The sequence below is a fragment of the Pseudoalteromonas sp. PAB 2.2 genome (genome assembly GCF_001938575.1).
GTDB lineage: Bacteria > Pseudomonadota > Gammaproteobacteria > Enterobacterales > Alteromonadaceae > Pseudoalteromonas > Pseudoalteromonas lipolytica.
On sequence record NZ_LYPI01000026.1, the window covers coordinates 13,966 to 27,851 of the forward strand.

Genomic DNA, 13,886 nt, shown 5'->3' on the forward strand with positions numbered 1-13,886 from the left:
GGAACCTCTTATGCGTATAGCGGGTTAACTTTGTTAGTGTCGATGTCGAACTTCTTGATTGCTTCTGCAACCACAGACTTCTCAACTTCACCACGTTTAGCAAGTTCAGATAATGTTGCAACAACAACATAACCTGCATTAACTTCAAAGTGACGACGTAAATTTTCACGGCTATCAGAACGACCGAAACCGTCTGTACCAAGTACTTTGTAGTTACTGCTTGGTACAAATGAACGAACTTGCTCTGCGTAGTTCTTCATGTAATCCGTTGCGGCAACTGTTACAGCGTCTGACAATGCTTCAGTGATGTAAGCAGTCTTTTGCTCTGCGTCTGGGTTAAGCATATTGAAACGCTCAACATCTTGACCATCACGTGTTAATTCATTGAATGAAGTCACTGAGAATACATCTGAACCAATACCGTACTCTTCACTTAAGATTTGAGCAGCTTTACGTACTTCAATCATGATAGTACCCGAGCTTAGCAACTGTACTTTCGCTTTATCGCCAGCCACGGTTTCAAGCTTATAGATACCTTTACGAATACCTTCTTCAGCGCCTTCAGGCATTGCTGGTTGATGGTAGTTTTCGTTCATCAGTGTTAGGTAATAGAACACGTTCTCTTGATCTTCACCGTACATACGACGAATACCGTCTTGCATAATAACTGCAACTTCGTAAGCGTAAGTTGGGTCATAAGAAATACAGTTAGGCACTGTGTTAGCAAGAATATGGCTGTGACCATCTTCGTGCTGCAAACCTTCACCATTTAACGTTGTACGACCTGCAGTGGCACCTAATAAGAAACCACGTGCTTGTTGGTCACCCGCCATCCATGCCATATCACCAACACGTTGGAAACCAAACATAGAATAGTAGATATAGAATGGGATCATAGGTAAATCGTTGGTGCTGTATGATGTTGCAGCTGCAACCCATGACGACATTGCACCTAACTCATTAATACCTTCTTGTAATACTTGACCTGATGTAGCTTCTTTGTAGTAAGAAACGATGTCACGGTCTTGAGGCGTGTAATTTTGGCCATGTGGGTTATAAATACCGATTTGACGGAATAAACCTTCCATACCAAATGTACGTGCTTCGTCAGCAATGATAGGCACAATATTTTTGCCAATACCTTTGTCTTTAAGCAACACATTAAGTGCACGAACAAAGCCCATTGTTGTAGAAATGTCGCGCTTTTGCTCTTCAAGTAATGGTTTAAATGCCTCTACTTCTGGTAAGACTAACTTTTCAGAGAATTTAGCAATACGCTTCGGTGTGTAACCTTGAAGTGCTTCACGGCGAGCGTGTAAGTATTTGTACTCTTCAGAGCCTTCTTCAAGTGTTAAGTATGGAAGATCAGCTAATTGATCATCTGACACAAGATCTTGTAAACCAAGACGCGAACGTAAGTGTGCTACGTGTGTCATGTCCATTTTCTTAACTTGGTGTGCGATGTTTTTACCTTCAGCCGCTTCACCCATGCCGTAACCTTTAACCGTTTTCGCTAGGATAACAGTTGGACGGTCTTTCGTTTCTTCTGCTTTTTTGAATGCTGCGTAAAGCTTTGATGGCTCATGACCACCACGCTTAAGTGCGAAGATTTCTTCGTCTGTCATATCAGCAACAAGTGCTGCTGTTTCTGGATAACGACCAAAGAAGTGCTCACGCACGTAGGCACCGTCTTTTGCTTTATATGTTTGGTAGTCACCGTCAATAGTTTCGTTCATTAACTGTAGTAACTTACCGGTTGTATCTTTAGCAAGTAAGATATCCCAACCGCTGCCCCATACAACTTTAATCACGTTCCAGCCTGCACCTTTAAATAGGCCTTCAAGCTCTTGAATGATTTTACCATTACCCATTACTGGGCCATCTAAACGCTGTAAGTTACAGTTGATTAGGTAACATAGGTTATCTAATTTTTCACGTGCAGCGAATGAGATTGCACCACGTGATTCTGGCTCATCCATCTCACCATCGCCTAAGAAAGCATATACGCGTTGGTTTTTAGTGTCTTTTAAGCCGCGACCATCTAAGTACTTTAAGAAACGCGCTTGGTAAATTGAAGCAATTGGACCCAGACCCATCGATACCGTAGGGAACTGCCAGAATTCAGGCATTAATTTCGGGTGTGGGTACGAAGGAAGACCTTTACCATCAACTTCTTGACGGAAGTTATCAAGCTGCTCAGCTGTCAAACGACCCTCAACGAATGCACGCGCATAGATACCTGGAGAAATATGACCTTGATAATAAACTAAGTCACCGCCGTCTGCATCGTTTGGCGCTTTAAAGAAGTGATTAAAACAAACTTCATAAAAAGCCGCTGAAGACTGGTAAGACGCCATATGGCCGCCTAAGTCGAGATCTTTTTTCGACGCGCGTAATACGATCATAATCGCATTCCAACGAATGATTGAACGAATACGACGCTCAACATTCACATCACCTGGGTAGGCTGGTTCTTGATCTACTGGAATGGTATTAACGTAGTTAGTAGTTGTGCCAGTAGGCATATCAACACCGTCTAAACGGGCTTGCTCTAACACTTGCTCAAGTAAGAATTGAGCACGTTCTACACCTTCTTCACGCACAACAGACTCAAGGGCTTGTAACCACTCTTGTGTTTCTAGCGCGTCTACGTCAATTTTATTGACTTCAGACATATGGAGGTTTCCTTATGTTTAAAATACTAATTATTTTAATAAATCTTAAATTAAGTAGTTAACTAAACTTAGCTAATCACTTGCTTAATGTTGTTTGGTGCGTCTTAAACTACGTTCAATCCGCGAATGCTCTTTGCCAGCCTCAAGTAAGACTTCTTCGATAAAGGCCAAGTGAGCATTACTAGCAAGGCGTGCTTGCTCTGGGTTTCCTTCAATAACCGCATCCATTAACAGTCGTCTATGCTCTGCGAGCTGCTGGCTGATTTGCGGCTTTTTTAACAGTACAGTTAAATTTTGTAATACATTTTGCTCAAGCAATGCTTGCATACCACGCACTAAGTGCAGCAACACGACATTATGAGACGCTTCAGCTACGCTGAAATGAAATGCATTAATTGCTTTTGCTTTTTGCACAATGTCATCATTTACAAGCGCAATATTGTCAAAGCTTTGTTTTACTTTTTTAAAATCATTCGTCGTACCACGCATTGCAGCATAATAAGCTGCGATTCCCTCAAGAGCATGACGAAATTCAAGTAAATCAAATTGTGATTCAGGATGTTTACTTATCAAATCAAAGAGTGGATCAGTAAGCCCCTCTTCAAGCTGATTTTTTACAAACGTGCCACCCCCTTGACGACGCGTGACTAAGCCTTTAGCTTCCAGCTTTTGAATAGCCTCTCGAAGTGATGGACGCGATACTTCAAACTGTTTCGCTAACTCACGTTCAGGAGGTAATTTTTCGCCTGGCGCTAACGACCCCTCAAGAATCATATTCTCAAGTTGTTGTAAAATTACATCAGATAATTTTGCTGCTTTTATCTTTAAAGACATTTATCAACGTCCGCGTTGTTTCGGCCAAGCCCGCTAAACACAGGGTTTTTAGCCATAAGACTCAACCAAAAGGTAAATTGGTCATACCAAATTTGTAGCATACGTTATCAAAAACCGGTATTTCTGTCAATTTCACTGCGCTCAGCGCCAACTGACACGGTACTCCATTTTGCATAAAGATTAAACAGTATGGAAGAAAGTCGCTATTTCGGAAGAAGAAAACAATAAAAAATAAATGGTCAGACCAGATTGACAAGCACGCTCTTAGAAGTCAGCTATTTGATGTTAGCTGATTTGAGTGGCTTTGTAGAAAGGCAAAGTAGAAAGCATTACAGTGCTGAAAAATCAAAACTCAAACGACGTACATTAACAGAATGATTCATGACTGAAATCATTCCTACAAGCTTTACTCTTGCAGCTCGCTGACTTTAAAAGCCGTTCCCGGCTAAAGCCAGCCCTTGCAACTCGCTAACTTTACTACGCCAACCCACCAAATAGAGTGAGTGCGGCAATAATGACTAAAAAGAACAACACATTACGTTTTACGAGTTTCATCATACAGGTTGCCTCATAAGTGCAACCAACATACTGCTGCTCAATTTGCTCTGCAGCCAAAGCTGTTTGAGTAACCACTTTGCGATTGCTTACTGAAAAGTCCAACACGTATTTCAACCAGCAACTGGTTCCTTTATTAAAGTTGCCAATAACAAGATAACCAAAACTTGCAATGCGCGCAGGTAACCAATCTAACCAAAATAATAAGGTATGAATTAGTTTAAAGCGTTTTGCATACACCATATTATGGTTTTCTCTTACCTTGTCAGCGTAAGTACGCACTAAGGCATAGAGTATTGCGCCCGGTACACCCAATATCACAAACCAAAAAATAACAGCACAATAAAAGCGGAAATTAAGCCACGCGAGTGTTTGCCCGAATGTTTCCCCTTGGGGCTCAGCTTCTGTTTTCTTTTGGCCCATTTGTAATGCAAATAATGTCGCAGCTTCTTGATCGTTTCGCGTTAGGGCATTGAGATAAGACTTATACAGTGCTCGTTGCTTAGCACAGCCAAAACACGTTAATAACACCACGGTGTTAACCGCTAATTGCCATACTATAAAATCTGATAACTTATAAACTAAGGCAATAGCAATCACTGGTAACATTAACCAGATCAGAAAACCAACGGGCGAATTAAATAAGCCTTTTTCTGATAAGTGTTTTTTAGAGTGCTTTAGGTAGTGATCGGCATAAAAACCAATTTGCCAGTAATCAGCCCGCGCCCCAAGACGCTCAATGACTAGCGCAACTATAATTGAAATCAAGATCATGCTTGTTACCTATATCCTTTAAATTAAAACACTAAATCAAAAAAGTATGGCCAATCAAAACTCTCGCCCGGATCCGTTTTTCTACCGGGTGCAATATCGCAGTGGCCGACAATACGAGAGCGAGTTATTTTTGGGTATTTATCCATAAGTGCCTTTGTCACTAAGTGTAATGCATTATATTGTGCTTGGGTATACGGCTCAGTATCAGTACCTTCAAGCTCAATACCTACACTAAAGTCATTACATTGCTGACGGCCATTAAACTCAGACACACCTGCATGCCAAGCACGCTTTTCAAATGGCACATATTGAATCACTTCACCCGTACGACGAATAAAACAATGCGCAGATACTCTAAGCCCCTTTAAGTCAACAAAACTTTCGTGTGCCTCACAGTCTATGCAACCCATGAATAAATCATCCACATATCGCGTGCCAAACTGCCCTGCGGGTAGCGAAATATTGTGAATCACAAGTAATGACACTTCATTATCAGGACGCGCATCATAATGCCTGCATGGCCGCTGTAACACACTGTTTAACAGGCCTAATTCGTTTATATGCATATTAAAAACTAACAATGACAATAAAGTTAAACAGTGTAAATGGTTCGCTACTCAGGGTCTAGCCGCATTCATTTGTGTAGCCACTCAAAAGGACTTTTAATCCACGTTAGCGATAAATCTTTAACTTCTAATACAAGGTCAAACATAGTAAAATTTAGCCAATTTATTAATAAACAATGAGCTTTCGACATGTCAGTCCCTCACTCTTTAATTAGCCAACTGGTTAAACTCGCCCTTGATGAAGATTTGGATTACCAAAATGCAAACGACGGTGATATCACGGCTCAACTCATCCCTGAAAACGAGCAAGCGAATGCCAAAGTAATTACTCGTGAAGACTGTGTATTTTGTGGCAAAGACATTATTTTAGAAGTGTTCAAGCAAGTAGATGCAACGGTAAAAGTTGATGTATTAGTAAACGATGGTGATAAAGTCGCTGCAAATGCCACCTTATTTACAGCGTCTGGTTCTGCACGTGCCATTTTAACCGCAGAGCGTACAGCGCTTAATTTTGTGCAAACGCTTTCGGGTACAGCAACAACCACAGCCCACTATGTTAAAGAACTTGCAGGAACAACCACGCAGTTACTTGATACTCGTAAAACGATTCCGGGCTTACGTGCGTTGCAGAAATACGCTGTCAAATGCGGCGGCGGCGCGAACCATCGTATTGGTTTATTCGATGCATTCTTAATTAAAGAAAACCACATTGCAGCATGTGGTGGCATTGATAAAGCAGTGGCACAAGCAAAAGTTAATCATCCATCAAAACCTGTAGAAGTCGAAGTTGAATCTTTAAATGAGCTTGAGCAAGCCATTCATGCGGGTGCTGATATCATCATGCTTGATAACTTTACTGTGGAACAAATACAGCAAGCCGTCATCCTTACTGATAAGCGAGCAAAATTAGAAGTGTCTGGCAATATGACCCTTGAAACACTAAAAGCTTATTCGCAAGCAGGCGTTGATTTTATCTCAAGCGGCGCACTTACAAAAAATTTACAATCAATCGACCTATCGATGCGCTTTAACGCGTAACCCCACCCCATTTTTGCGTATTTAATGTTTACCTAATTCGTTGACAACGAAATAAAAAAAGCATTAAATACGTAAAAAGCCTGAATCGGTAACAAAAAATCAATAACTTTTCAGTGCTTTTAGTTCTTTAGTATCATTGTGTCCTAATGACTTACGTAAGTTTACAACTAATTCAATAAGTTCCAGCAAGGATGCATGTGTATAAATAGTTCAATTATGGATTTTTAAGCTTGATCTGTCTCAAACTAAAGTAGGAAACTTCTGAAAAACCAGTTATCTAGCCGGAAAATTGCTTTCAAATACATTAATTGATGCTAAAGTAAATTAACAAACACTTAATGAACAAAAGTTTAAAATCAACTTGTTAACAATCACGATTTTTAACAGAAGTTTTAAGTAAAACTGTAAGAATAGTCCTGTATGTTTAGCATCGATTTTACAATGCTGATCTAACAGCTAAACTTACAAAACATCATATCCTTTAGGAGAGGAACAAAATGACACAACAAAAGCAACAGGGTTTCACCCTAATTGAATTAATGATTGTAGTAGCAATCATCGGTATTTTGGCTGCAGTGGCACTGCCAGCGTATCAAGACTATACTGTACGTGCACGTGTGGCTGAAGGTTTAGGGCTAGCATCAGCTGCAAAAATTAATGTACAAGACGTATTGGCTTCTGGTAATCCTCGTGGTGATGCTGCAGGTTATGCATTAGGTTATAATGCACCAACAGCGACAGCTAACACTACTAGTGTAGCTATTACTGCAGCTACAGGTGTAATTACGGTAGAAACCACAGCTGCTGCTGGTGGTGGTACTTTAATTATCACACCAAATGCTCCTATTGGTACAGCTCTTCCTGTAGGTACTGCAGCATTCACTCCTCCGACTGATGCTGTAAACTGGCGTTGTGCTGCAGCAGGTGCAAATGTTGCTGCGTATGCAGGTGGTGCAGCAGGTACACTTGAAGCACGTTTTGCTCCTTCAGAATGTAAATAATTTTTTCGAAGGGTATAGTCTCTATACCCTTTATCGCTACTTTTTATGCCATACCCTTTTACAAAAAAACTAACCTACTATCATCTCCTTTTGACTTTATTGGTCTCGGTTTTGCCTTTCCTTATTTTTTACAATATATGGTACCCAGAGGAAATTATTGAACTCACTGGTGGAAGAGGCGTATTAGAAATATTCATCATTGTCGAACTTTTATTATTTATAACAATTGCTACTTTACTATTTTTAAGTAGAAAAGATTCTAATAAAGAAATAATCATAAAGTACAGTTTCTTATGTATTTTGCAAATTTCAGCTTCAGCCATTGGCTATAAAACACTATATGAAGCAAAACCAGTTTACATAGCATATGAATTCAACAGGTTCAGAGTTGTTAGGCCAATTGATCTTCTAGGCGAATCAAATAAGTTCACACCTTATAATTTAATGAGTGGCCCTGAAATTATAGGAACAGAAAAATTAGCACCATCAAACCCTGAATTTCTGATGAGTATAAAAGACGCAATAAATGGTAATCATCCATCATTTAAAGTAGCTCGCCAAATTGAATATCAACCTATTAAGAGCGAAGTATTAAAAAATGCACAAAATATAAAAGAATTAACACAAGAAAATATAGAAAAAATACAGCTTTTTTCTCAACTACATGACTTAGATTTAGATAATTTAGTTTATTACCCGCTTACTAGCCATTATTCAGATGAGTGGATAGTTTTATTAGATAAAAAAAGTGCTGATATTGTCACTTATTTAAATATTAATGGATGGTACAAAAATGAGTAGTAAGAAGGATTCTGACAATAAATCACTAGATACATTTTTGTGGGTTGGTGTAAACACTAGAGGGAAAAAACTAGAGGGTGAGCTTAGTGGACAGAGTATCTCTCTAGTAAAAGCACAATTGCGTAAGCAAGGCATTACCCCGTCTAAAGTAAAACGTAAACCTAAGCCGCTATTCGGTATTCAAAGTGTACAAAAAATTACCCCTAAAGACATTGCTTTAATTACACGCCAAATAGCGACCATGCTGATGGCTGGTGTGCCGCTTATTCAATCTATTGAAATGATAGGTTCAGGTGCTAAAAATAAAAGTGTTGCTAGGCTGATGGAAGAAGTTGGTGACGAAGTAAAAGCAGGTGTGCCACTCTCGCAAGCTTTACGCAAACACCCCCGTTATTTTGATGATTTGTATTGCGACCTTGTTGCATCGGGTGAGCAATCGGGTGCCCTTGATAAAATTTTCGACCGTGTCGCACTTTATAAAGAAAAAGCCGAAGCTTTAAAGTCTAAAATCAAAAAAGCAATGTTTTACCCGATTGCGGTATTAGTTGTGGCCTTAATTGTTACCTCAATCTTACTTATTTTTGTGGTACCCCAATTCCAAGATATTTTTAACGGTTTTGGTGCTGAGCTCCCCGCCTTTACTTTAATGGTGATTGGTATATCTGAATTTATGCAAGAGTATTGGTGGATGATGCTGATTGCTGTTATTGCTTTTGGTTATGCCTATAAAGAAGCCCTGCTTAAAAGCAAAAAGCTCAGAGATGCCAACGACAGAGCTATATTAAAGTTACCTGTTATTGGCATGATTTTAAATAAAGCAGCGGTGGCTCGTTATGCACGAACCCTTTCAACAACCTTTGCTGCAGGTGTACCCTTGGTTGATGCGCTAGACTCCGCCGCGGGAGCCTCAGGTAATGCAGTGTACCGTTACGCTATTTTAGAGATAAAAGCAGAAGTAAGCTCAGGTAATTTGATGAACTGGGCAATGCGAAATACAAAAATTTTTCCTGATATGGTAATTCAAATGGTCGCAATTGGTGAAGAGTCAGGTTCATTAGATGGCATGCTTGCCAAAGTAGCTACTATTTACGAGCAAGAGGTTGATGACGCAGTCGATGGCCTTTCAAGCTTATTAGAGCCGCTGATCATGGCTGTACTTGGCGTGCTGGTCGGTGGTTTAATTATTGCCATGTATTTACCTATTTTCCAGTTAGGTTCTGTTGTATAACCCAAACATGTAATTTTAAGCAATCAAGCTTTAAGCTCTTGATTCTTAGTTCAATGTTGTATTTTAGGTAGTTTAATGCAAAATTTTTTCCTTGATATAGCCACCGTGATGCAATCTCAACAGTGGTTTTATTTGTTAACTGTAGGACTTGTGAGTCTGTGTATTGGTAGCTTTTTAAATGTCGTTATTTACAGGCTACCACTGATGATGAAACGAGAATGGCAATCAGAGTGCCGTCTGTTATTGGCCGATGAGCTAACAATTAACCATACTGAAGAGCCTACGCCTTTTAATTTAGTCACACCTAATTCAACCTGCCCACAGTGTAAGGCACCGATTAAAATTTGGCAGAACATTCCTGTCATCAGCTGGTTAATACTCAAAGGCCGCTGTGCAAGTTGTGAGGCGCCAATCTCTGTTCGTTACCCCATTGTTGAAATGCTAACAGCCAGCTTAAGCCTCGCGGTTGCAGTTGTATTTGGCGCATCTGAACTTGCGTTACTTTATATTGTAATCACATGGGTGCTCATTGCGCTTACGTTCATTGATATTGATCATATGCTTTTGCCAGACCAACTTACCTTACCGCTTGTTTGGCTTGCATTGATTGCAGCCGTGATGAACATCACAATCGCCCCTTCTGATGCGATTATTGGCGCTGCAATTGGCTATTTAAGTTTATGGAGTGTGTATTGGCTCTTTAAACTTGCTACTGGAAAAGAAGGCATGGGGTATGGCGATTTTAAATTACTCGCCGTATTTGGAGCGTTACTTGGTTGGCAGGCTATTTTAACTATCGTGCTGCTTTCGAGTGTCGTTGGCGCTCTTATTGGTATGCTGCAAATTATTATTCAAGGCAAAGATAAAACCACGCCTATTCCCTTTGGCCCCTACCTTGCGATAGCCGGTTGGGTAACCTTATTGTGGGGTGAGCAAATTCAAACAACCTATTTTAGCTATTTAGGTCATTAAATATGGCAAACTGGATTTTAGGCTTAACGGGTGGTATTGGCTCTGGCAAAAGTGCTGTGAGTGCGATGTTTGAAAAGTTAGGGATCACGGTTGTTGATGCCGACATCGTCGCAAGAGAAGTCGTCGAGCCAGGCAGTGTAGGTCTTAAAAAAATTGTTGAGCATTTTGGCAAAACTATTCTCACCAGCGAGGGAGTGCTTGACCGCGCGAAGCTTAGGGGCATTATTTTTGATAATGAAACCGAAAAAGCATGGCTCAATGCTCTGCTACACCCGTTAATAAGGGAATCCATGCTTAAGCAACTGCAACAAGCCACCAGCGACTATGTAATTTTAGTTGCGCCCTTATTATTTGAAAACGGTTTAGAAAAATTGTGCAACCATACGTTGCTCATCGATGTCCCCGTCACAACTCAAATTACTAGGACCAGCGTACGCGACAATGTCTCTGATGCTCAAGCGAAAAAAATTATTGCATCACAAATGTCTCGTGCCGATAAACAGCTAAAAGCCGATGATATTTTAGACAATGATCGCGCTCTATCTGAAGTTGCGATTGATGTGAAAAAGCTGCATCAAAAATATTTAACTCATGCTGAAACTATATGCTAAAAAATACATATCCATCTAATACAAAAACATTAATACAGATTATAAATACCTGAGTTAAAGGGTGAATTTATTTTGCAATTTTGCCTAAATCGACAAGACTGATGTTATACCCTGCTTTTTTCTGATAGATTTGGCATAGAAAGGATCAAATTAAGGTGCGCAATGAATATTAACTCACCGTTACTGAGAAAATTTATCACATTAGGTCGCATTGATGCAGAGACCGTCAAATTAAAGCAACGAGAATATAACTCCACAGCTGAGCTCATTTCTAAGAGCTGCGGTATAGACGCGCATGAATTAGCAGAGCAATGCACTGACTTGTTCCGTGTTCCCTATTTTGATATCAAAGACTTCGATGTATCACTTATTTCTGATGAGTTAGTAAAAGAAAAGCTCATTCGCGAGCATCATATCCTCCCGCTGATAAAGAAAGGCCGTAAGCTCTATATAGCGGCATCGGACCCTACTGATTACGGTGCGTTTGAAAACTTTGAATTTAGTACAGGTCTGTCTTGTGAAGTTGTAGTGGTTGATTACAACCAGCTAGAAAATAAAATAGAGCAGCTGCTCGATGCGGCCGGTAGCTTACATTTAACGGATGACGAATTTAAAGAGCTTGGCGATCTCGACACCGATAAACCACGCGATATGCCAAGTAGTGATGAAGACAAAGACGATGCGCCTATTATTGTCTACATCAATAAGATTTTGATGGATGCAATCAAAAAAGGGGCATCAGATTTACACTTCGAGCCATACGAGCATCGTTATCGAGTGCGCTTTCGGATTGATGGCATTTTACACGAAATGGCAAGCCCACCGAATAGCCTAGCAAGTCGATTATCTGCGCGCATAAAAGTTATGTCACGCTTAGATATCGCCGAAAAACGTAAACCACAAGATGGCCGCATTAAATTAAAAATTACTGAACGTAAAAGTATCGACTTTCGTGTCAGTACCCTGCCAACGCTGTGGGGCGAAAAAATTGTAATGCGTATTCTTGATTCATCAAGTGCTATGCTCGGCATCGATGTATTGGGTTATGAGCCTGAACAGAAAAAGCTCTACATGGATGCACTCGAACAGCCGCAAGGGATGATACTAGTGACAGGCCCTACAGGCTCTGGTAAAACAGTATCTCTTTACACCGGCTTGAATATTTTGAACCAACCTGAGCGCAATATTAGTACTGCGGAAGATCCGGTTGAGATCAACCTTGAAGGCATTAACCAAGTACAAATTAACACAAAAGCAGATATGACGTTCGCCAACGCGTTAAAAGCGTTCTTGCGTCAAGATCCCGATGTCGTCATGGTCGGTGAGATACGAGATCTAGAAACAGCTGAAATTTCCATTAAAGCAGCGCAAACAGGCCACCTAGTCTTATCGACACTGCACACAAATTCAGCGCCAGAAACACTGACTCGATTGTTAAACATGGGCGTTCCGGCATACAACGTTGCAAGTTCAATTAGTCTTATCATTGCACAGCGACTGGCCAGACGTTTATGTCCGAAATGTAAAACCCCAGAAAAACTGCCCGATGAAGAACTTATTCGCCAAGGCTTTGACCCCGCAACATTGAGCAAACTCACGCTGTTTTCTCCAAAAGGCTGTGATAGCTGTACCGATGGCTATAAGGGACGAGTAGGTATTTACGAAGTCATGCAAATTACCCCTGAAATTGCGCAAATTATTATGCGTGGAGGTAATTCACTCGAAATTGCTGAGGTTTCTTTAAAATCAGGATTTAATAACTTACGTCTATCGGGATTAAAAAAAGCGGCGGATGGTGTCACCTCGCTAGCTGAAATAAATCGGGTCACGAGTTTTTAACTCGCGACTCGATTCTTAGGCTGAGCTTTAGTAAGATCAGCTAAAATTGCTTAATAGAGATCACACCATGCCAACCGTTGTAAACTGCCCGACCTGCAAAGAAAAAGTAGAATGGTCAGAACAAAGCCCGTATCGCCCTTTTTGTTCAAAACGCTGTCAGCTGATCGATCTAGGTGAGTGGTCATTTGAAAATAACAAGATTTCTTCCCCCATCACCAGCGCAAACGAACTTAACCAAGATATGATTGAAGATATCGAGGCTATGCTCGCTAAGAATGATGATTCATTTTTCAAAGAATAAGTATTAAGAAACGCGGCTTCATTAGCCGCGTTTTCTAGTTTAACGAATGCGCCGGAACATATTAGCTATGTGTTCTTTCAGCCTTATTACGCTCACCATCAACTCTGTGTAGCCCCTTTTTGTGACCTTTTTTACGCAGCTGTTTTTTAATTTCTTGATAGCTTTCACGCTGTTCTGCGTTAAGAACTTGCCAGATTGCATGCTCTGATTTCATTTTAATTAACGCAAATTGCTCACCTTTTTCTTGGCGGGCTTTAATTAGTTCACGTGCTGCATTTTCATCAAATGCGTGGGTCGCTAAGAGTGCATCCATTTTCTCTTTGTAGGCTATTCTATTGTCTTTCATGCTGCCTTTATCACCACGAAGAGCCTTCATTTGTGTTGTTTGCTCAGCAAAAATCGCTTTAAGCTGGACTTGCTGTGCTTCTGTTAATTGTAATTTATTAATTCCACGCTCAGACAATAAAAAACCGGCTTGCGGATTCATGCCTCGGTGCATATCCCCTTTTGCCATTACTGATGTTGCGCCAACACTTGCTGCAGCTAAACCACAAACAAGTACGAATTTAGAAAGCTTATTTGAAATAGTCATAGTCATTACCTTTTGTTGGGTTGTGTTCTGTCGTTATTTTTAACTGATGGATTCACTATACTCACTTCAATGCAAAGGAACGCAAACCAGTGTAAAGGT

The 13,886-nt window shown here is 40.4% G+C and carries 13 protein-coding genes; 8 read left to right on the forward strand and 5 right to left on the reverse strand.

Going from position 1 to position 13,886, the window contains the following annotated elements:
* Positions 1–8: 8 nt before the first annotated feature.
* The 4 genes from aceE to ampD form a co-directional block, all read right to left on the reverse strand.
* Positions 9–2,675, reverse strand: coding sequence for a pyruvate dehydrogenase (acetyl-transferring), homodimeric type (aceE, locus tag BWD47_RS19220; protein ID WP_075594498.1), 2,667 nt, complete (start codon positions 2,673–2,675; stop codon positions 9–11).
* 84 nt (positions 2,676–2,759) lie between these two features.
* Positions 2,760–3,509: a pyruvate dehydrogenase complex transcriptional repressor PdhR gene (gene pdhR / locus BWD47_RS19225; protein WP_075594499.1), complete on the reverse strand. Its 750-nt coding sequence runs from the start codon at positions 3,507–3,509 to the stop codon at positions 2,760–2,762.
* 477 nt (positions 3,510–3,986) lie between these two features.
* Positions 3,987–4,838, reverse strand: a complete 852-nt coding sequence (gene ampE, locus BWD47_RS19230) for a beta-lactamase regulator AmpE (protein WP_075594500.1) — start codon at positions 4,836–4,838, stop codon at positions 3,987–3,989.
* A gap of 23 nt (positions 4,839–4,861) precedes the next feature.
* A complete protein-coding gene (ampD, locus tag BWD47_RS19235) occupies positions 4,862–5,404 on the reverse strand; it encodes a 1,6-anhydro-N-acetylmuramyl-L-alanine amidase AmpD (RefSeq protein WP_074988950.1) in 543 nt (180 codons plus the stop codon).
* Positions 5,405–5,593: 189 nt separating this feature from the next.
* Between ampD and nadC the strand changes: the two genes are divergently transcribed.
* The 8 genes from nadC to yacG all read left to right on the forward strand — a co-directional run bounded on the left by nadC (position 5,594) and on the right by yacG (position 13,195).
* Complete coding sequence (gene nadC / locus BWD47_RS19240; RefSeq protein ID WP_074988951.1) at positions 5,594–6,442, forward strand: carboxylating nicotinate-nucleotide diphosphorylase; 849 nt, start codon at positions 5,594–5,596, stop codon at positions 6,440–6,442.
* 497 nt (positions 6,443–6,939) lie between these two features.
* On the forward strand, positions 6,940–7,443 hold the full coding sequence (locus tag BWD47_RS19245) for a pilin (RefSeq protein ID WP_075594501.1): 504 nt from the start codon (positions 6,940–6,942) through the stop codon (positions 7,441–7,443).
* A gap of 111 nt (positions 7,444–7,554) precedes the next feature.
* Positions 7,555–8,244 carry a hypothetical protein gene (locus tag BWD47_RS19250; protein ID WP_143104573.1) on the forward strand — a complete coding sequence of 230 codons (690 nt, stop codon included), beginning with the start codon at positions 7,555–7,557 and terminating at the stop codon, positions 8,242–8,244.
* Positions 8,237–9,472, forward strand: a complete 1,236-nt coding sequence (locus BWD47_RS19255; RefSeq protein WP_074988954.1) for a type II secretion system F family protein — start codon at positions 8,237–8,239, stop codon at positions 9,470–9,472. Before BWD47_RS19250 ends, BWD47_RS19255 begins: the two co-directional genes overlap by 8 nt.
* Positions 9,473–9,547: 75 nt before the next feature.
* Positions 9,548–10,444 carry an A24 family peptidase gene (locus BWD47_RS19260; RefSeq protein ID WP_074988955.1) on the forward strand — a complete coding sequence of 299 codons (897 nt, stop codon included), beginning with the start codon at positions 9,548–9,550 and terminating at the stop codon, positions 10,442–10,444.
* A 2-nt stretch (positions 10,445–10,446) separates the two neighbouring features.
* Positions 10,447–11,055, forward strand: coding sequence for a dephospho-CoA kinase (gene coaE, locus BWD47_RS19265; RefSeq protein ID WP_074988956.1), 609 nt, complete (start codon positions 10,447–10,449; stop codon positions 11,053–11,055).
* A 162-nt stretch (positions 11,056–11,217) separates the two neighbouring features.
* On the forward strand, positions 11,218–12,894 hold the full coding sequence (pilB, locus tag BWD47_RS19270; RefSeq protein WP_036965899.1) for a type IV-A pilus assembly ATPase PilB: 1,677 nt from the start codon (positions 11,218–11,220) through the stop codon (positions 12,892–12,894).
* A gap of 67 nt (positions 12,895–12,961) precedes the next feature.
* Positions 12,962–13,195: a DNA gyrase inhibitor YacG gene (gene yacG / locus BWD47_RS19275; RefSeq protein ID WP_036965896.1), complete on the forward strand. Its 234-nt coding sequence runs from the start codon at positions 12,962–12,964 to the stop codon at positions 13,193–13,195.
* Between the two features lie 61 nt (positions 13,196–13,256).
* Here the strand turns inward: yacG and BWD47_RS19280 are convergent, their stop codons facing one another.
* Positions 13,257–13,787: a Spy/CpxP family protein refolding chaperone gene (locus BWD47_RS19280; RefSeq protein WP_051501715.1), complete on the reverse strand. Its 531-nt coding sequence runs from the start codon at positions 13,785–13,787 to the stop codon at positions 13,257–13,259.
* Between the last annotated feature and the right edge of the window lie 99 nt (positions 13,788–13,886).

Bases quoted from the DNA above. Each gene is read 5' to 3' on its own strand.
- coaE (WP_074988956.1), top strand. From the start codon at position 10,447: ATGGCAAACTGGATTTTAGGCTTAACGGGTGGTATTGGCTCTGGCAAA.
- BWD47_RS19255 (WP_074988954.1), top strand. From the start codon at position 8,237: ATGAGTAGTAAGAAGGATTCTGACAATAAATCACTAGATACATTTTTG.
- pilB (WP_036965899.1), top strand. From the start codon at position 11,218: ATGAATATTAACTCACCGTTACTGAGAAAATTTATCACATTAGGTCGC.
- nadC (WP_074988951.1), top strand. From the start codon at position 5,594: ATGTCAGTCCCTCACTCTTTAATTAGCCAACTGGTTAAACTCGCCCTT.
- ampD (WP_074988950.1), bottom strand. From the start codon at position 5,404: ATGCATATAAACGAATTAGGCCTGTTAAACAGTGTGTTACAGCGGCCA.
- aceE (WP_075594498.1), bottom strand. From the start codon at position 2,675: ATGTCTGAAGTCAATAAAATTGACGTAGACGCGCTAGAAACACAAGAG.
- BWD47_RS19260 (WP_074988955.1), top strand. From the start codon at position 9,548: ATGCAAAATTTTTTCCTTGATATAGCCACCGTGATGCAATCTCAACAG.
- ampE (WP_075594500.1), bottom strand. From the start codon at position 4,838: ATGATCTTGATTTCAATTATAGTTGCGCTAGTCATTGAGCGTCTTGGG.
- pdhR (WP_075594499.1), bottom strand. From the start codon at position 3,509: ATGTCTTTAAAGATAAAAGCAGCAAAATTATCTGATGTAATTTTACAA.
- yacG (WP_036965896.1), top strand. From the start codon at position 12,962: ATGCCAACCGTTGTAAACTGCCCGACCTGCAAAGAAAAAGTAGAATGG.
- BWD47_RS19245 (WP_075594501.1), top strand. From the start codon at position 6,940: ATGACACAACAAAAGCAACAGGGTTTCACCCTAATTGAATTAATGATT.
- BWD47_RS19280 (WP_051501715.1), bottom strand. From the start codon at position 13,787: ATGACTATTTCAAATAAGCTTTCTAAATTCGTACTTGTTTGTGGTTTA.